The organism is Bacillus cereus group sp. BceL220 (genome assembly GCF_051776965.1).
In the GTDB taxonomy this organism is placed as follows: domain Bacteria; phylum Bacillota; class Bacilli; order Bacillales; family Bacillaceae_G; genus Bacillus_A; species Bacillus_A cereus.
Window position 1 is genome coordinate 1 of sequence record NZ_JBPWBC010000013.1, and the last position, 18,862, is coordinate 18,862.

Consider the following 18,862-nt stretch of genomic DNA (forward strand, 5'->3'; position numbering starts at 1 on the left):
ATGATGGCAGAGAGGTCACACCCGTTCCCATACCGAACACGGAAGTTAAGCTCTCTAGCGCCGATGGTAGTTGGGACCTTGTCCCTGTGAGAGTAGGACGTCGCCAAGCAAAAACCTAAGTCGTTTCGACTTAGGTTTTTTTGTGTTTATTTTTATTTACCGAATGTTATAATCCATAAATTTAATAACGCTAAAGACGAAAAAAGAATGAAATAGAGACTGTTTAAAATAATAGCAATGATTTTTTGTGTTCCTGAAATACTTAAAATAGGACACATTATTTCTATCATAAGTATATATTTTAAATAATGAGATGCTATAAATAAGTATTCAATAATTACAACAATTACTGCGATAGAAAAAAATAAATAGGATAATAGCATAGTTCTTTCTTTCACGTTTATCCTCCTTAGAAATTAAATCGTTATAATAAAAGTTCTATTGATGTGTAGAATACAAGAGTGTATATATTTTGATTTAAAACATACTGAAGTACTATATAAACGATTATAAGTAAATAGATCTCTAGAAATATATATTCTAATTCCTTTTTCTTCTTGCATATAGTTGCAATTCTTCTTTTGAATATAACTAAAACACGAACGTTATTGACTACTAATAAAAAAACATTCGATTATTTATTGACATCGTTTATGAAATATTGTTAATATAGCCATAGAAACAATAATATAAGACCTCATATAATCGCGGGGATATGGCCTGCAAGTCTCTACCTAACGACCGTTATTCGTTAGACTATGAGGGAAAGTCACTCGGTATTTTTCTATTCACAAGGGATACGTATGCCTGAGTAGAGCGCTTTCTCTCATAGTAAAAGAGAAACTGTTCTATTTCAGGCTTTTTTTATTTGAATCGGGGGGATTCTAATATGAAATCACTAGTTGGAGTCATAATGGGAAGTACGTCAGACTGGGAAACAATGAAATATGCTTGTGACATTTTAGATGAATTAAATATACCGTATGAGAAAAAAGTTGTATCCGCTCATCGGACTCCGGATTATATGTTTGAATATGCAGAGACGGCTCGTGAACGTGGATTGAAAGTTATTATTGCTGGAGCTGGTGGAGCAGCACATTTACCAGGAATGGTTGCAGCGAAGACAAATCTTCCTGTAATTGGAGTTCCAGTTCAATCAAAAGCATTAAACGGCTTAGATTCATTATTATCCATCGTCCAAATGCCAGGAGGTGTTCCAGTTGCAACTGTTGCAATTGGTAAAGCCGGTTCAACGAATGCTGGATTACTTGCTGCACAAATACTTGGATCATTCCATGATGATATACATGATGCATTAGAATTGAGACGAGAAGCGATTGAAAAAGATGTGCGTGAAGGTAGTGAGCTAGTATGACGAGAATCATTTTACCTGGAAAAACAATCGGCATTATTGGAGGCGGCCAGCTAGGAAGAATGATGGCATTGGCAGCCAAGGAGATGGGATATAAAATTGCTGTTTTAGATCCTACAAAGCATTCACCATGTGCACAAGTTGCTGATATTGAAATTGTTGCACCGTATGACGATTTAAAGGCAATTCAGCATTTAGCAGAGATAAGTGATGTTGTCACATATGAATTTGAGAATATTGATTATAGATGTTTACAATGGCTTGAAAAACATGCTTACTTGCCACAAGGTAGTCAGTTGTTAAATAAAACGCAAAATCGTTTTACAGAAAAGAATGCAATTGAGAAGGCTGGGTTACCAGTAGCAACGTATAGATTAGTTCAAAATCAAGATCAGCTTACAGAAGCAATTGCTGAGTTATCATTCCCTTCCGTCTTAAAAACGACGACAGGTGGATATGATGGGAAAGGGCAAGTTGTTTTAAGAAGTGAGGCTGATGTTGAGGCAGCAAGAGATCTTGTGGATAAAGCAGAGTGTATTTTAGAGAAATGGGTGCCTTTTGAAAAAGAAGTATCCGTTATTGTGATTCGTAGTGTAAGTGGTGAAACGAAAGTATTTCCGGTAGCGGAAAATATTCATGTAAATAACATTTTGCATGAATCTATCGTTCCAGCTCGTATTACAGAAGAGCTTTCTCAAAAAGCAATTGCTTATGCAAAGGTACTTGCGGATGAATTAAAACTTGTGGGAACACTAGCTGTAGAGATGTTTGCTACAGCTAATGGTGAGATTTACATTAATGAATTAGCACCAAGACCTCACAATTCAGGACACTATACACAGGATGCATGTGAAACGAGCCAATTTGGTCAACATATTCGAGCAATCTGTAATTTACCTCTAGGAGAAACAAATTTGTTAAAACCAGTTGTCATGGTAAACATTTTAGGCGAACATATAGAAGGGGTCCTAAGACAAGTGAATAGATTAACCGGGTGCTATTTACACTTGTATGGAAAAGAAGAAGCAAAAGCACAGCGAAAAATGGGGCATGTTAATATTTTAAATGATAATATTGAAGTCGCTCTAGAAAAAGCGAAGAGTTTGCATATTTGGGACCATCAAGAACAACTGTTGGAGGGAAAAAGATGATTAGTCGTTATACACGCCCTGAAATGGGTGCGATTTGGACGGAAGAGAACAAATTTAAAGCGTGGTTAGAAGTTGAGATTTTAGCTTGTGAAGCATGGGCTGAGCTTGGCGATATTCCAAAAGAAGATGTTAAAAAAATTCGTGAACATGCATCATTTGATATTGATCGTATTTATGAAATTGAAAAAGAAACACGTCATGACGTAGTTGCATTCACTCGTGCTGTATCAGAAACGCCAGCACTAGGCGAAGAACGTAAATGGGTTCATTACGGTTTAACATCTACAGATGTAGTAGATACAGCATTATCTTACATCTTAAAACAAGCGAATGAAATTATATTAAAAGACTTAGAGAACTTTGTAAGCATTTTAGCTAACAAAGCGAAAGAGCATAAATACACAATCATGATGGGAAGAACACACGGTGTTCATGCAGAACCAACAACATTCGGTTTAAAACTTGGTCTTTGGTATGAAGAGATGAAACGTAACGTAGAACGTTTCAAACAAGCTGCTGATACAGTTCGTGTTGGTAAACTATCTGGTGCGGTTGGTACATATGCAAATATCGATCCATTCGTAGAAAAATATGTTTGTGAAAATCTAGGATTAGAAGCAGCACCAATTTCAACACAAACATTGCAACGTGATCGTCACGCACACTACATGTCAACACTTGCATTAATCGCAACATCTATCGAAAAGATGGCAGTTGAGATTCGTGGCTTACAAAAGAGTGAAACACGTGAAGTTGAAGAAGCTTTCGCAAAAGGCCAAAAAGGTTCTTCTGCAATGCCACATAAGCGTAATCCAATTGGATCTGAAAATATGACTGGTTTAGCTCGTGTTATCCGCGGTTATATGATGACAGCTTATGAGAATGTTCCATTGTGGCATGAGCGTGACATTTCTCACTCTTCAGCAGAACGCGTAATTTTACCAGATGCTACAATCGCATTAAATTACATGTTAAATCGCTTTGGTAATATCGTTAAAAACTTAACTGTATACCCAGAGAATATGAAACGCAATATGACAAGAACATACGGCTTAATTTATTCTCAGCGCGTAATGCTTACACTAATCGACAAAGGTATGGTACGTGAAGAAGCTTATGATATCGTACAGCCTAAAGCGATGGAAGCTTGGGAAACACAAGTACAATTTAAAGAGCTTGTAGAAGCTGATGAGCGCATTACAAGCAAGTTAACACAAGAAGAAATTAATGAATGCTTCAACTATGAGCATCATATGCAACACGTTGATACAATCTTTGAACGCCTTGGATTAAACGAAGCGTAAAATTTCATATGGCACAGAATAGAGTCATTCTGTGCCATTCTTTATAAAAACATTATTCACATTTTTCAAACTACAGGGGGCTTGCGAAATGCAAAAGCTAGAATTGCTGTATGAAGGTAAGGCAAAAAGAATTTATCGTACAGAATCAGCAGATATGGTTTGGGTAGAGTACAAAGATAGTGCGACTGCTTTCAATGGGGAGAAAAAAGAGACGATTACAGGAAAAGGTCGTTTGAACAATGAGATTACAACTTTATTGTTCAGAAAGTTACAAGAAGTAGGAATTAAAACACATTTTGTTGAGAAGTTATCTGAAACAGAACAACTTGTTAAAAAAGTGAGTATTATTCCTTTAGAAGTTGTCACAAGAAATGTAATTGCAGGAAGTCTTTCAAAACGATTAGGAATGGAAGAGGGAACTGTACTTGCAGAACCAATCGTAGAATTTTACTTCAAAGATGATAATTTAGGAGATCCGCTTGTAACGGAAGATCATATTCGTGTATTAAACGTTGCATCGCCAGAGCAAGTAAGCGTATTACGAGATATGGCTCTACAAATCAATCAAGTGTTGATTGATCATTTCGCAAGCTGTCGTGTAAGATTAGTAGATTTCAAATTAGAGTTTGGTGTAACGGAAGAGGGAGAAATCATATTAGCGGATGAAATTTCACCAGATACTTGCCGTTTATGGGATGAAACGAGCAATGAGAAGTTTGATAAAGACGTATTCCGTCGCGATCTTGGAAATTTAACAGATGCTTATGAAGAGATTTTAAAACGTTTAGGGGGAATTTCACATGTATAAAGTTAAGGTATATGTAACATTAAGAGAAAGCGTATTAGATCCACAAGGAACAGCGGTAAAAGGAGCACTTCATAGTCTTTCATTCACAGAAGTACAAGACGTTCGAATCGGAAAGTACATGGAACTAACAATTGATAAATCTGTATCTGACTTAGATAGCAAGGTAAAAGAAATGTGTGAAAAACTATTAGCGAACGTTGTAATGGAAGACTTCCGTTATGAAGTTGAGGAGGTTGTCGCACAGTGAAATTTGCCGTAATAGTATTTCCAGGTTCGAACTGTGATGTCGATATGTTCCATGCAATTAAAGATGAGCTTGGCGAAGAAGTAGATTACGTTTGGCACGATACAGAGAATTTAGATGAATATGATGCAATTTTACTACCAGGTGGATTCTCTTACGGTGACTACTTACGCTGCGGTGCTATTTCTCGCTTTGCTAATGCAATGAAAGCAGTACAAAAAGCTGCTGAGCAAGGAAAGCCGATTTTAGGTGTATGTAATGGATTCCAGATTCTTGTTGAATCAGGATTACTACCAGGAGCATTAATGAGAAACGAAAACTTAAAATTTATGTGTCGTACTGTTCAGTTGCGTGTTGAAAATAATGAAACGATGTTTACATCACAATATGAAAAAAATGAAGTAATCAATATTCCAATCGCTCATGGTGAGGGGAATTACTATTGTGACGAAGAGACTCTTAAAAGATTAGAAGAGAATAATCAAATCGCATTCCGTTACGTAGAAAATCCTAACGGTAGCGTTTCAGATATTGCTGGTATTGTAAATGAAAAAGGAAATGTACTTGGTATGATGCCACATCCAGAGCGTGCTGTAGATGAATTACTTGGCGGTGCTGAAGGGTTAAAAGTCTTTCAATCTATCTTAAAACAGTGGAGGGAAACATATGTCGTTAATGCTTGAACCAAATCCAACACAAATTAAAGAAGAGCGTATATATGCGGAAATGGGGCTAACAGACGAAGAGTTTGCCATGGTTGAAAAGATTTTAGGTCGTCTGCCAAATTATACAGAAACAGGATTGTTCTCTGTAATGTGGTCTGAACATTGTAGTTATAAAAATTCAAAACCAGTTCTTCGTAAGTTTCCAACGACAGGTGAGCGCGTTCTGCAAGGACCTGGAGAAGGCGCTGGAATTGTAGATATCGGTGATAATCAAGCAGTTGTATTTAAAATGGAAAGTCATAACCATCCTTCAGCTATTGAACCATATCAAGGAGCAGCAACAGGTGTTGGTGGTATTATTCGTGATGTATTCTCTATGGGAGCACGTCCGGTAGCTCTATTAAACTCACTTCGTTTCGGTGAATTACAGTCACCACGTGTGAAATATTTATTCGAAGAAGTAGTAGCAGGAATTGCAGGATACGGTAACTGCATCGGTATTCCGACTGTTGGCGGCGAAGTACAATTTGATCCATGTTATGAAGGAAATCCACTTGTAAATGCAATGTGCGTAGGTTTGATTAACCACGAAGACATTAAAAAAGGGCAAGCGCACGGTGCTGGTAACACAGTAATGTACGTAGGAGCATCAACTGGTCGTGACGGTATTCACGGTGCAACATTCGCGTCGGAAGAACTATCTGAAAGCTCAGAAGCGAAACGTCCAGCGGTTCAAGTAGGGGATCCATTTATGGAAAAACTTCTTATTGAAGCGTGTTTAGAATTAATTCAATCTGATGCACTTGTTGGAATTCAAGATATGGGTGCGGCTGGTTTAACATCATCATCTGCAGAAATGGCAAGTAAAGCAGGAATGGGTATTGAAATGTACTTAGATGATGTACCACAGCGTGAAACAGGAATGACACCATATGAAATGATGCTATCTGAATCACAAGAGCGTATGTTAATTGTTGTGAAAAAAGGTAGAGAACAAGAAATAGTAGATTTATTTGAGAAGTATGGTCTTGCAGCGGTTACGATGGGGAAAGTAACGGAAGATAAAATGCTTCGTTTATTCCATAAAGGTGAAAAGGTAGCTGAAGTTCCAGCAGATGCTTTAGCAGAAGAAGCACCAATTTATCATAAACCATCAAAAGAAGCAGCATACTTTGCTGAATTCCAAGCAATGAAAATGGAAACGCCAAAAGTAGAAAATTATAAAGAAGCTTTATTCGCTCTATTACAGCAACCAACAATTGCAAGTAAAGAGTGGGTATACGATCAATACGATTACCAAGTTCGTACAAGCACAGTTGTTACACCAGGTTCAGATGCAGCAGTTGTACGTGTACGCGGTACAGAAAAAGGATTAGCAATGACGACAGATTGTAATTCTCGCTACATTTATCTAGATCCAGAAATGGGCGGTAAAATTGCAGTAGCAGAGGCAGCGCGTAATATCGTATGCTCTGGCGGTGAGCCACTTGCAATTACAGATTGCTTAAACTTCGGTAACCCAGAAAAACCAGAAATCTTCTGGCAAATTGAGAAATCAGTAGACGGTATGAGTGAAGCTTGTCGCACATTACAAACACCAGTTATCGGCGGAAATGTATCGATGTATAACGAACGTAGTGGCGAAGCTGTATATCCAACACCAACTGTTGGGATGGTCGGACTTGTACATGACTTAAAACATGTAACAACACAAGAGTTTAAGCAAGCTGGTGATTTAGTTTATATAATCGGTGAGACGAAAGCTGAGTTTGGCGGAAGTGAATTACAGAAAATGATTCACGGAAAAATTTTCGGTCAATCACCAAGTATCGATCTAGATGTAGAATTAAAACGCCAAAAACAAGTATTAGAAGCAATTCAAGCTGGTCTTGTTCAATCTGCACATGATGTTGCTGAGGGTGGTTTAGCAGTTGCAATTTCAGAAAGTGCAATTGGTGCTAACGGCTTAGGTGCTACTGTGAAATTAGATGGAGAAGCAACAGCAGCATTATTCGCTGAATCACAGTCTCGCTTCGTGATAACTGTAAAACGTGAAAATAAAGAGGCGTTTGAGAAAGCAGTAGAAGCAATCCAAGTTGGAGAAGTAACAAGTACAAATGAAGTAACAATTCATAATGAAGAAAATGAAGTATTACTTACAGCAAATGTAGATGAAATGAGAAAGGCTTGGAAAGGGGCAATCCCATGCTTGCTGAAATAAAGGGGTTAAACGAAGAATGTGGCGTTTTCGGAATTTGGGGGCATGAAAATGCAGCACAAGTTTCATACTACGGATTGCACAGTTTACAGCACCGTGGGCAAGAAGGCGCAGGTATTGTCGTAAATAATGGGGAAAAAATCGTCGGTCACAAGGGGTTAGGTTTAATATCAGAAGTGTTTTCAAGAGGTGAGTTAGAAGGATTAAATGGAAAATCAGCAATCGGACATGTACGATATGCAACAGCTGGTGGAAGTGAAGTTGCTAACGTTCAACCATTGTTGTTCCGTTTTTCCGATCATAGTATGGCGTTAGCTCATAACGGAAATTTAATTAACGCAAAAATGCTTCGTCGTGAATTAGAAGCAGAGGGAAGTATTTTTCAAACTAGTTCAGATACAGAAGTACTTTTACATCTTATTAAACGTAGTACGAAAGACTCTTTAATTGAAAGTGTAAAAGAGGCTCTGAATAAAGTGAAAGGTGCGTTTGCGTATCTTTTACTAACTGGAAATGAAATGATCGTTGCGTTAGATCCAAATGGATTCCGTCCGCTTTCAATTGGAAAGATGGGGGATGCTTACGTTGTAGCATCTGAAACATGTGCTTTTGATGTAGTAGGTGCAACATACATTCGCGATGTAGAACCTGGTGAATTACTTATCATTAATGATGAAGGAATTCACGTAGATCGTTTCACAAACGATGTAGAACATGCGATTTGTAGTATGGAATATATTTACTTTGCACGACCAGATTCTAATATTGCTGGTGTTAACGTTCATGCAGCGCGTAAAAATATGGGAAAACGTTTAGCAGCGGAAGCTCCTATTGAAGCGGATGTTGTTACTGGTGTACCAGACTCTAGTATTTCAGCTGCGATTGGCTATGCGGAGGCAACAGGCATTCCGTATGAATTAGGATTAATTAAAAATCGTTACGTTGGACGTACTTTTATCCAGCCTTCTCAAGAACTGCGTGAGCAAGGGGTTAAGATGAAGCTTTCCGCAGTAAGAGGTGTGGTTGAGGGGAAACGAGTTGTTATGATTGATGATTCTATCGTAAGAGGAACGACAAGTAAACGAATTGTTCGTATGCTTCGTGAGGCTGGAGCGACAGAAGTTCATGTAAGAATTGCTTCACCACCTCTGAAATATCCATGTTTCTATGGTATTGATATTCAAACGAGAAAAGAATTAATTGCAGCAAATAATACAGTAGAAGAAATCCGCGAAATGATCGGAGCAGATTCTTTAACATTTTTAAGCGAAGATGGATTAGTAGATGCAATTGGACGTCCATATGAAGGGAAATATGGCGGCCTATGCATGGCTTACTTTAATGGGGACTATCCAACAGCTCTTTATGATTATGAGCAAGAGCTTTTAGAAAGTATGAAATAAGAAAAGTGAAAAAAGCTTCTACTTCTTTTGCTGTAGAAGCTAGCTTTTTTCTTAAAACGGCCCGCCCTGGATGGGGAGAAATTAAAAGACGAGGTGTAAATAACGATGGCGAATGCATATAAGCAAGCAGGAGTAGATATTGAAGCTGGATATGAAGCGGTATCTCGCATGAAAAAACACGTACAAACAACTATGAGAAAAGAAGTACTAGGCGGTTTAGGCGGTTTTGGAGGTATGTTTGATCTATCAAAATTTGCATTAGAAGAACCTGTATTAGTATCTGGAACAGATGGCGTGGGAACAAAATTGATGCTCGCTTTTATGGCAGATAAACATGACACAATTGGTATTGATGCAGTAGCAATGTGTGTAAATGATATTGTTGTCCAAGGAGCAGAGCCGCTTTTCTTCCTTGATTATATTGCTTGTGGTAAAGCTGAACCTAGTAAAATTGAAAACATCGTCAAAGGTATATCAGAGGGCTGTCGCCAAGCTGGTTGTGCATTAATCGGTGGAGAAACAGCTGAAATGCCAGGAATGTATTCTACGGAAGAATATGATTTAGCTGGTTTTACAGTTGGGATTGTTGATAAAAAGAAAATTGTAACAGGTGAAAAGATTGAAGCTGGTCACGTGCTAATTGGCTTAGCATCTAGCGGTATTCATAGCAATGGTTACTCTTTAGTACGAAAAGTGTTACTAGAAGATGGAGAACTATCTTTAGAGCGTATTTATGGACGCTTAGAACTACCTCTTGGTGAAGAATTATTAAAACCAACGAAAATTTATGTCAAACCTATTTTAGAACTATTGAAGAAGCATGAAGTATACGGTATGGCGCATATTACAGGGGGCGGATTTATTGAAAATATCCCACGTATGTTGCCAGAAGGAATTGGTGCTGAGATTGAACTAGGATCTTGGAAAATTCAGCCGATCTTCCATTTGCTTCAAGAAGTTGGGAAACTGGAAGAGAAAGAAATGTTCAATATTTTTAACATGGGTATTGGTATGGTAGTAGCAGTGAAGGAAGAAGATGCAAAAGATGTTGTTCGTCTTCTTGAAGAGCAAGGAGAAACGGCTCGTATTATTGGACGTACTATACAAGGAGCTGGCGTTACTTTTAATGGGGGCACAGCACTATGAGTAGATTAGCAGTTTTTGCTTCTGGAAGCGGATCTAACTTTCAATCTCTCGTTAATGCGGTAGAAGAAAAAAGATTGGATGCAGAAATTAGTTTATTAGTATGTGATAAACCAGAAGCACGCGCTGTTGGACGGGCAAATTATCATCATATTCCGTGTTTCGCTTTTTCAGCGAAAGCATATGAGTCCAAAGAAGCGTTTGAAAAAGAGATATTAAAGAAGCTAGAAGAATATGAAGTTGATTATATTATTTTAGCTGGATATATGCGTTTAATCGGGCCGACGTTACTAGAAGCATACGGCGGAAAGATTATTAATATTCATCCATCATTACTACCGAGCTTTCCGGGTAAAGATGCTGTCGGTCAAGCGTTAGAAGCAGGTGTGAAAGTAACTGGAGTAACAATTCATTATGTAGATGCAGGTATGGATACAGGACCAATTATTGCGCAAGAAGCAGTGGTTGTTTCTGAAGGGGATACGAGAGAAAGCTTACAAAAGAAAATTCAGCAAGTTGAACATAAATTATACGTAAATACAGTGAATCAAATTGTTCAGTCTGTGAAAGAAACAACTGTTAACTAACATACAACCAGGGGTGAAGGATAAATGAAAAAGCGTGCATTAGTAAGTGTTTCAGATAAAACAGGAGTAGTAGAATTTGTTAAAGGGTTACTAGAGCAAGGGATTGAAGTTATTTCAACAGGTGGTACGAAAAAGTTACTAGAAGAAAACGGCTTACAAGTAATTGGTATTTCTGAAGTAACTGGTTTCCCTGAAATTATGGATGGTCGTGTGAAAACTTTACATCCAAATATTCATGGTGGTCTATTAGCAGTTCGTGATAATGAAACACATGTAGCGCAAATGAATGAATTAGGTATTCAAGCAATTGATTTTGTTGTTGTTAACTTATACCCATTTAAAGAAACAATCGCTAAGCCTGATGTAACATTTGCTGATGCAATTGAAAATATTGATATCGGTGGCCCGACAATGATTCGCTCTGCTGCGAAAAATCATAAATTCGTATCTGTAATTGTAGATCCAGTAGATTATGATATTGTGTTAGCAGAACTGAAAGAGAACGGTGAAGTAGCAGAGGAAACGAAACGTAAACTAGCAGCGAAAGTATTCCGTCATACAGCAGCGTATGATGCGTTAATTTCTAACTACTTAACAGAGCAAATGGGTGAAGAAAGTCCAGAAACATTAACTGTGACATTTGAGAAAAAGCAAGACTTACGTTATGGCGAGAACCCACATCAAAAAGCAACTTTCTATAAAGCGCCATTCGCAGCAACTTCTTCTGTTGCATACGCAGAACAATTACACGGTAAAGAATTATCGTATAACAATATTAATGATGCAGACGCAGCGCTTAGCATCGTAAAAGAATTTACAGAACCAGCAGTAGTAGCAGTAAAACATATGAATCCATGTGGTGTTGGAGTAGGAACTAATATTCACGAAGCATATACTCGTGCTTATGAAGCAGATCCAGTATCAATCTTCGGCGGTATTATTGCAGCAAATCGTGAAATTGATAAAGCTACAGCAGAAAAGTTACATGAAATTTTCTTAGAAATTGTTATCGCACCTTCGTTCTCGCAAGAAGCTTTAGAAGTGTTGCAAAGTAAGAAGAACTTACGTTTATTAACTATAAATATTGAAAAAGCGACAAGTGCAAGCAAAAAACTAACTTCTGTACAAGGCGGACTTCTCGTTCAAGAGGAAGATACGTTATCATTAGATGAAAGTACAATTTCAATTCCAACGAAACGTGAACCTTCAGAGCAAGAATGGAAAGATTTAAAACTAGCTTGGAAAGTTGTAAAACATGTGAAATCAAATGCAATTGTTTTAGCGAAAGATGACATGACAATTGGTGTCGGTGCGGGACAGATGAACCGTGTAGGCTCTGCAAAAATCGCGATTACACAAGCTGGTGAAAAAGCACAAGGTAGCGCACTTGCATCTGATGCTTTCTTCCCAATGCCAGATACATTAGAAGAAGCAGCAAAAGCGGGAATTACAGCAATCATTCAACCAGGCGGATCGATCCGTGATGAAGATTCTATTAAAGTGGCAGATACGTATGGGATTGCTATGGTGTTCACTGGCGTACGTCATTTCAAACACTAATAGAGGATGTTTAAAAAGTCCGGTCAAGATAACCTTCGCATGTCGTCGTTGCATCGCCAGTGCGGTACTCATGTAGGAAAGCTACACTCCGTGTCCTCCTGGCAAATGCGCCTAGACCTGCTCGGTGCTCTTGATCCTCCTTTTTAAACCTTTATTGAGATGGATGTTTAAAAAGTCCGGTCAAGATAACCTTTTATTGATATGAAAAAGCAAACTAGGAGCATAGCTTCTAGTTTGTACTTATTTAATTATTGGGGGATGAAATATGAATGTTTTAGTAATTGGCCGCGGTGGGCGTGAGCATGCTTTAGCTTGGAAGTTTGCACAATCTGCAAAAGTGAAAAAGGTATATGTAGCACCAGGTAATGAAGGTATGCGAGATGTTGCAATACCAGTTGATATTGATGAAAATGATTTTGATGCATTAGTTTTATTTGCCAAAGAGAATAATATTGAGTTAACTTTCGTTGGACCAGAAATTCCACTTATGAATGGAATTGTTGATCGTTTTAAAGAAGAGGGACTTCGCGTATTTGGTCCGAATAAAGCGGCTGCTGTTATTGAAGGTAGTAAAGCTTTTACAAAAGAGCTTATGAAAAAGTATGATATTCCAACTGCGGCGTACGAAACTTTTACCGATTATGAAGAAGCAGTACAGTATATTCAAAAAGTTGGTGCACCAATCGTTATTAAAGCTGACGGATTAGCTGCTGGTAAAGGGGTAACGGTAGCAATGACGCTTGAAGAGGCATTACAGGCTGTGAAAGAAATGCTACAAGATGTGAAGTTCGGCGCGGCAAGTAAGAAGGTTGTTATTGAAGAGTTTTTAGATGGACAAGAATTTTCATTAATGGCATTTGTAAATGGAACAACTGTACATCCGATGGTAATCGCTCAGGACCATAAAAGAGCTTTTGATGCTGATAAAGGCCCAAATACAGGCGGAATGGGTGCATATTCTCCAGTACCACAAATTCCAGAATCAGCAGTCCAAGAAGCGATTCAAACCGTATTACATCCAACTGCTCAAGCAATGATCCAAGAAAATCGATCGTTTACAGGGATTTTATATGCAGGGCTTATTTTAACAAATGATGGTCCAAAGGTAATTGAATTTAATGCACGCTTTGGTGATCCTGAAACAGAAGTTGTATTACCTCGCTTAGAAAATGATTTAGTTGATGTATGTAACGCTGTATTAGATGAAAGTGAGTTAGTGTTAGAGTGGTCAGAGGAAGCAGTAATTGGTGTTGTACTTGCTTCAAAAGGATATCCAGAAGCGTATAAAAAAGGTGAAATTATTACAGGATTAGATCGTTTAGAAGATGCTATTGTCTTTCATTCAGGTACAGCGATGAAGCATGGGGATTTTGTAACGAATGGTGGCCGTGTACTATTTATTGCTTATAAAGCGAAAGACTTACAAGAAGCGAAAGATAGAGTGTATAAAGAAATCGCAAAGATTGAGAGCGATGGCTTATTTTATCGTAGTGATATAGGATATCGTGCGATTGGGTATGAGATTACGCGAAGCTAACATATGTTAGCTTCTTTTTTTATAGGAAATAGAGTATAGTACGTTGAATCTTTTCAAGAGATTATAAACTATTTGTATCTATATACACTTTTTCTCTACCTGCTTACATCTTATTTCTCCAATTAATAATAGTAGTATTGAGATGATTAACGTAAGAGCAGCGACAAGGAGTGGGAGGGAAAAACTTTGCATTTGCTCCGCAATAATACCTGTAAAGATTGGACCGATAATTTGGCCAATCCCATAAACACCTGTCGTATAACCAATGATTTTATTACTTTCATTCGGTCTTATTCGTTTTGCTTCTGTAGTTGTTAAAATTGTAATTCCGACGAATGTAGCACCTAGAAGGAATGCACTTAGAAATGCCCCAAAAAGGTTTGGAATAAGGAGTGGAGAAAGTACACTTATAATTTGTAACATATAGGCGGATGTAAGAGCTCGTGTTGGTCCGTACTTCCGAGCAACAGTGGACCAAAGGTAACTAGATGGGATGACAGCAATACCGACAATAATCCAGCTACAAGATGCATAGAAGGGTGATAGTGTAATTCTTTCTACAATGGTGACAAGGAAGGTCCCTGTAATGATATAGCCAAATCCTTCGAATCCGTAAGCTAAAATAAGCCAAAATAAATAGTTTTTTCTATGAGATGTAGCTTGTATAGTACTTTTGGGTTGCTGTATAGTATGTCTACTGTCCTCTCTTAACCATTTCCATACAAGGATAGCTAAACTAAAACTAATAATTCCTAACCCAATCCATGCACCTTGCCAATTCCAAATTGAGTTGAATAAAGGTGCGAAACTTCCAGAGAAAATAATGCCAATTCCAACACCGCTATAAATCATGCCACCTAGCATGACTTTATTACTTTGAAATAAATAATCTAAAACAATACTAGAGGCAAGAACAAATACAATTGCACTTGTGAAACCACCGATAAAGCGAAGGGGAAACCATAAAAAGATATAAGAGGTTAAGCCCATACAAAGAGTTGAAAGAACATTGAAGAATAAACAGTGGTGTAATATTTTTTCACGATTTTTTATCGTAATGAATCCAATAAAGAATGCCCCAAGTAAATAACCAAGATAATTACTGGACGCTAAATATCCAGCGAGGTCATCTTCTATATGGGCTTGCTTTTCCATAAAAGAAATAATCGGTGTGTAGGCGAACCGACTAATACCCATGACAGCTATTAAAGAACATATCCCAGCTATAATCATTTTCCATGTTTTTGTTTCTTTCATATAATCTCCCTTCTTGAAATATCTTCTAATATATATGATAGAGGAATATATATGGGGCGTAAAATACTGATTTTTTATATGTAATATCAAAATTAATGATATGAACGAATGAACTTACAAGATTTTGTAGCTTTTTATATGGTCGCGCAGGAGAAAAGTATTTCAAGAGCAGCTATTCGGTTGAATTTTGTTCAATCAAACATAACAGCAAAAATAAAACGGCTAGAAGCTGAATATGAAACACAATTATTTTATAGGCATCGAGATGGAGTTACATTAACACCAGCCGGAGAAAAGTTGTTAACATACGCTGAAAAAATGATTCAATTATTAAATGAATCAAAAAGGCAAGTGAAACATACAGCGGAGCCTGGAGGAGTATTGAAAATTGGAGCGATGGAAACAGCAGCAGCTGTTAGATTGCCCACGATTTTAGCTAATTATCATATGCGCTATCCAGAAGTGGAAATTATGTTGCAAACGCACAATACGGAAGAATTAACGAAGAAGGTACTCTTATATGAAATAGAGGGGGCATTTGTAGCTGATTGTATAGCTGATCCAGCTTTAGAAAAGATAGAAGTATTCCAAGAGGAAATGATGTTACTTTCAAAGCGGAATGTTTTGTGGGATAACGGATATTCGGAATCGCAGTCTTTTATCGTTTTTCAATCAGGTTGTTTTTATAGAAAAGTTTTAGAAGAATGGTTACTATCTGAAGGGATTGTTCCAAAAAAAATAATGGAATTAAATTCTTTAGACGGTATTATTGGATGCGTAAAAGCTGGACTTGGGGTGTCTATGTTACCACGTGAAGTAGCAGAGCAATTTGATAGCCATAAAGAACTTATTCATACACCGTTAGTACATGAAAACAGGTTTATTCCGACTTATTTTATTTATCGGAAAGATAGTGTGAGAACAGCAGCGTTAAGCAAGTTTATTGATAACTTGCTTTGTATAAAAACAGCCCGCTGAAAATTCAGTGGGCTGTTTGTTCATGCATCTTTATCTTTCTTCCATTTTCCTTTTTGCTTTGCCATTTCTCGAAGTAAATACTCGATGTGTGCATTGACGCTACGAAACTCATCATTTGCCCATTTTTCGATGACTGCGTGTAATTCAGGATCAATACGTAATGGAAAGCTTTTCTTTTTAGCCATAATTACTTATAGCCCTTAGTATAGGCTTCCTGTATTAATAACTGGTTGCGCACCTTTATCTGAAACGATGGCAACTAATAGGTTGTTTACCATATTCGCTTTACGCTCGTCATCTAATTCAAGTACGCCTTCCTCATCTAACATATGGATTGAATCCTTCGCCATCTTCACAGCACCTTCAACAATCTCTTTTCTAGCAGCTAATACCGCTTTTGCTTGTTGACGTTGTAGCATCGCATGGGCAATTTCTGTTGCATAAGCTAAATGTGTTAAACGAGTTTCTAATACTTCTACGCCTGCGATTTCAAGGCGCGCTTCTAACTCACGCTTTAATTCTTCAGAGATTTCTTCAGTATTCCCGCGTAACGTAATGCAAGTTTCATCTTGGAAATTGTCATAAGGATATTTTGTTGCGACGTGGCGGATTGCTGTTTCACTTTGAATTTCTACAAATCGATCGTAATGTTCAACACCGAACATTGCTTTTGCAGAATCAACTACTTTATATACAATAACAGCTGCAATTTCAATCGGATTTCCCTCAACATCGTTTACTTTTAATTTCTTACTATTAAAGTTTTCAACACGTAACGAGACAGTTTGACGGAATGCGAATGGAATTGTTAAAAATAAACCATTTTGACGAATTGTTCCTAAATAATTACCAAAGAACGTAATAACTTTCGCTTGATTCGGTTGAACAATACCGATACCTGTAGCGAGAATTGCCGCTAATATAATAGTTAGTGCTGCTCCTACGAAAATTTCTTGTGCAAGGAAAAATACACCGATAGCAGCTAAAATCAAAATTCCAATAATACCGAGAAAACCATTTACATAAAATACTTGTTTTTCTTTCATATGATCGCCTCCTGATATAAAAATGATATCACTTTTATATCATTTTAAGCAAGGGGTATGCACCTAATTTTCTGAAATTTATTGATTGATATCTTTTATGTACATTTTAAAGTTAGAAATAAGAATATACGTTCTGTTTTATGGTAAAATAAAGAAGACTTAACCGCCCACTGCAGCAGCTAAGTCCCTTTGAGAGCATCTTGCATCGTGACAAATGATTCAAAGCGGTTTTGCCAGGATTATTTCTTCAATCGCTGACTCAATCTCTTTGTCAGAAGCGTCATAACTTCCCTTTGACTTTGGCTTGTCATGAGCGGAAGTTTGATTCACTTCTTCTTTAGCATGTCCTTTTTCAGCAAAATTCATGCCAGGCATTTTAAATGCGCCCATATTCATGTATTTTCCAAATTTCCACGCTTCAACAATAGGGCAGAAGCGAACAATTCCCTCTGCAACTTTCATTGCACCAATCCATAGAAAAATGTTAGACCAAGTGCACCACGGCTTGCGTACAAGTTTAGTTGCACTACATCCGAAGAGGACAAGCCCAAGTGTAATTCGAATTAGAGCGTTTATTGTCCCGATGTTTTGCTTCATTAGAAAAACACTCCTTTTTATGAAAATTGAAATAGTAAATACTACTTCTCTTATTAGTATCCCGTGTGATTTTTGGGATATGTAATCCAACATTTGACGTTGAAAAAGATGTTGGAATCGGCGTGTGTGTCAGTAGCTTTTTTTGTTATAATGAAAGAATGCATAAAAAGAAGGTGAAATTAAATCCTTTTTTTTGAAAAATATTTAATAGCTATTTTAAAAAATCAAGATAAAAACTAACTGTTATTTTAAACAGAACTATAGATATAACTAGAGAAAAGGAAGGGTGTTTTCATGTACGATATTTCCGGATGGAAACATGTATTTAAGCTTGATCCAAATAAGGAGTTAAGCGATGAATATTTAGAAATGATTTGTGAGTCTGGAACGGATGCTGTTATTGTAGGCGGAAGTGATGGAGTTACAATTGATAACGTATTACACATGCTAGTTAGCATTCGTAGATATGCAGTTCCTTGTGTATTAGAGGTTTCTGATGTAGAAGCAATTACACCAGGATTTGATTTTTATTACATCCCAAGTGTTTTAAATAGCCGAAAAGTAGAATGGGTAACAGGTGTTCATCATGAGGCATTGAAAGAATTTGGGGATATTATGGACTGGGACGAAATTTTTATGGAAGGGTATTGTGTTTTAAATCCCGAAGCGAAAGTAGCCCAGCTTACAGATGCGAAATGTGATTTAACAGAAGATGACGTTATTGCATATGCGCGTTTAGCAGACAAGTTATTACATTTACCGATATTTTATTTAGAATATAGCGGTACGTATGGAGATGTTGAACTTGTTAAAAATGTAAAAGCAGAATTGAAACAAGCCAAGTTATATTATGGCGGTGGTATTTCTAATGCAGAACAGGCGAAAGAAATGGCGCAATATGCTGATACAGTAGTTGTTGGAAATATTATTTATGATGATATAAAATCGGCGTTAAAAACAGTTAAAGCAGTAAAAGGAGAGTAGGTGCAGGC

General features: G+C 37.4%; 19 protein-coding genes, 1 rRNA gene and 1 riboswitch. Of the genes, 15 read left to right on the plus strand and 5 right to left on the minus strand.

Annotation, left to right across the window (positions count from 1 at the left end; genetic code table 11):
* Positions 1-109, plus strand: a 5S ribosomal RNA gene (rrf, locus tag ACS2FK_RS24390); the annotation flags it as partial.
* A 43-nt stretch (positions 110-152) separates the two neighbouring features.
* Here the strand turns inward: rrf and ACS2FK_RS24395 are convergent.
* Positions 153-398, minus strand: a complete 246-nt coding sequence (locus ACS2FK_RS24395) for a hypothetical protein (RefSeq protein ID WP_063546269.1) — start codon at positions 396-398, stop codon at positions 153-155.
* A gap of 279 nt (positions 399-677) precedes the next feature.
* A riboswitch (purine riboswitch) is annotated at positions 678-779 on the plus strand.
* Between the two features lie 110 nt (positions 780-889).
* Here ACS2FK_RS24395 and purE point away from each other — a divergent pair.
* The 12 genes from purE to purD all read left to right on the plus strand — a co-directional run bounded on the left by purE (position 890) and on the right by purD (position 13,992).
* Positions 890-1,375 (plus strand): 5-(carboxyamino)imidazole ribonucleotide mutase, encoded by a 486-nt coding sequence (purE, locus tag ACS2FK_RS24400; protein ID WP_000839367.1) that lies wholly within the window; start codon positions 890-892, stop codon positions 1,373-1,375.
* Complete coding sequence (gene purK, locus ACS2FK_RS24405) at positions 1,372-2,523, plus strand: 5-(carboxyamino)imidazole ribonucleotide synthase (protein WP_063546271.1); 1,152 nt, start codon at positions 1,372-1,374, stop codon at positions 2,521-2,523. The genes purE and purK overlap by 4 nt, the downstream gene beginning before the upstream one ends.
* On the plus strand, positions 2,520-3,827 hold the full coding sequence (purB, locus tag ACS2FK_RS24410; RefSeq protein ID WP_000625682.1) for an adenylosuccinate lyase: 1,308 nt from the start codon (positions 2,520-2,522) through the stop codon (positions 3,825-3,827). Before purK ends, purB begins: the two co-directional genes overlap by 4 nt.
* Before the next feature lie 88 nt (positions 3,828-3,915).
* On the plus strand, positions 3,916-4,635 hold the full coding sequence (gene purC / locus ACS2FK_RS24415; protein WP_001170549.1) for a phosphoribosylaminoimidazolesuccinocarboxamide synthase: 720 nt from the start codon (positions 3,916-3,918) through the stop codon (positions 4,633-4,635).
* A complete protein-coding gene (gene purS, locus ACS2FK_RS24420; protein ID WP_000278823.1) occupies positions 4,628-4,882 on the plus strand; it encodes a phosphoribosylformylglycinamidine synthase subunit PurS in 255 nt (84 codons plus the stop codon). Before purC ends, purS begins: the two co-directional genes overlap by 8 nt.
* Positions 4,879-5,562, plus strand: coding sequence for a phosphoribosylformylglycinamidine synthase subunit PurQ (purQ, locus tag ACS2FK_RS24425; RefSeq protein ID WP_000666785.1), 684 nt, complete (start codon positions 4,879-4,881; stop codon positions 5,560-5,562). The genes purS and purQ overlap by 4 nt, the downstream gene beginning before the upstream one ends.
* Positions 5,546-7,765: a phosphoribosylformylglycinamidine synthase II gene (gene purL / locus ACS2FK_RS24430; protein WP_000055560.1), complete on the plus strand. Its 2,220-nt coding sequence runs from the start codon at positions 5,546-5,548 to the stop codon at positions 7,763-7,765. The genes purQ and purL overlap by 17 nt, the downstream gene beginning before the upstream one ends.
* A complete protein-coding gene (purF, locus tag ACS2FK_RS24435; RefSeq protein WP_000879026.1) occupies positions 7,750-9,165 on the plus strand; it encodes an amidophosphoribosyltransferase in 1,416 nt (471 codons plus the stop codon). The genes purL and purF overlap by 16 nt, the downstream gene beginning before the upstream one ends.
* Before the next feature lie 105 nt (positions 9,166-9,270).
* On the plus strand, positions 9,271-10,311 hold the full coding sequence (gene purM, locus ACS2FK_RS24440) for a phosphoribosylformylglycinamidine cyclo-ligase (RefSeq protein WP_001262441.1): 1,041 nt from the start codon (positions 9,271-9,273) through the stop codon (positions 10,309-10,311).
* Positions 10,308-10,895: a phosphoribosylglycinamide formyltransferase gene (gene purN, locus ACS2FK_RS24445; RefSeq protein WP_000088590.1), complete on the plus strand. Its 588-nt coding sequence runs from the start codon at positions 10,308-10,310 to the stop codon at positions 10,893-10,895. The genes purM and purN overlap by 4 nt, the downstream gene beginning before the upstream one ends.
* A 24-nt stretch (positions 10,896-10,919) precedes the next feature.
* Complete coding sequence (purH, locus tag ACS2FK_RS24450) at positions 10,920-12,455, plus strand: bifunctional phosphoribosylaminoimidazolecarboxamide formyltransferase/IMP cyclohydrolase (protein WP_000745406.1); 1,536 nt, start codon at positions 10,920-10,922, stop codon at positions 12,453-12,455.
* 265 nt (positions 12,456-12,720) lie between these two features.
* Positions 12,721-13,992: a phosphoribosylamine--glycine ligase gene (gene purD, locus ACS2FK_RS24455; protein WP_063546273.1), complete on the plus strand. Its 1,272-nt coding sequence runs from the start codon at positions 12,721-12,723 to the stop codon at positions 13,990-13,992.
* A 78-nt stretch (positions 13,993-14,070) separates the two neighbouring features.
* On the opposite strand, the gene ACS2FK_RS24460 is transcribed toward purD, so the two are convergent.
* Positions 14,071-15,249, minus strand: coding sequence for a YbfB/YjiJ family MFS transporter (locus ACS2FK_RS24460; RefSeq protein WP_063546275.1), 1,179 nt, complete (start codon positions 15,247-15,249; stop codon positions 14,071-14,073).
* A 108-nt stretch (positions 15,250-15,357) separates the two neighbouring features.
* On the opposite strand from ACS2FK_RS24460, the gene ACS2FK_RS24465 reads away from it, so the two are divergent.
* A complete protein-coding gene (locus ACS2FK_RS24465) occupies positions 15,358-16,227 on the plus strand; it encodes a LysR family transcriptional regulator (RefSeq protein WP_001053119.1) in 870 nt (289 codons plus the stop codon).
* 20 nt (positions 16,228-16,247) lie between these two features.
* Here ACS2FK_RS24465 and ACS2FK_RS24470 read toward each other — a convergent pair whose 3' ends face one another.
* The 3 genes from ACS2FK_RS24470 to ACS2FK_RS24480 all read right to left on the minus strand — a co-directional run bounded on the left by ACS2FK_RS24470 (position 16,248) and on the right by ACS2FK_RS24480 (position 17,870).
* The gene (locus ACS2FK_RS24470) at positions 16,248-16,412 is read right to left on the minus strand and encodes a toxin-antitoxin system HicB family antitoxin (protein ID WP_063546277.1); all 165 of its coding nucleotides are present in this window, start codon (positions 16,410-16,412) and stop codon (positions 16,248-16,250) included.
* Between the two features lie 15 nt (positions 16,413-16,427).
* A complete protein-coding gene (locus ACS2FK_RS24475; protein ID WP_000660675.1) occupies positions 16,428-17,273 on the minus strand; it encodes an SPFH domain-containing protein in 846 nt (281 codons plus the stop codon).
* A 219-nt stretch (positions 17,274-17,492) separates the two neighbouring features.
* Entirely contained in the window at positions 17,493-17,870 is a 378-nt protein-coding gene (locus ACS2FK_RS24480) for a YgaP family membrane protein (protein WP_000812340.1), read from the minus strand.
* A gap of 294 nt (positions 17,871-18,164) precedes the next feature.
* Here ACS2FK_RS24480 and ACS2FK_RS24485 point away from each other — a divergent pair, with 294 nt between their 5' ends.
* Entirely contained in the window at positions 18,165-18,854 is a 690-nt protein-coding gene (locus ACS2FK_RS24485; protein ID WP_000272109.1) for a heptaprenylglyceryl phosphate synthase, read from the plus strand.
* Positions 18,855-18,862 lie beyond the last annotated feature (8 nt).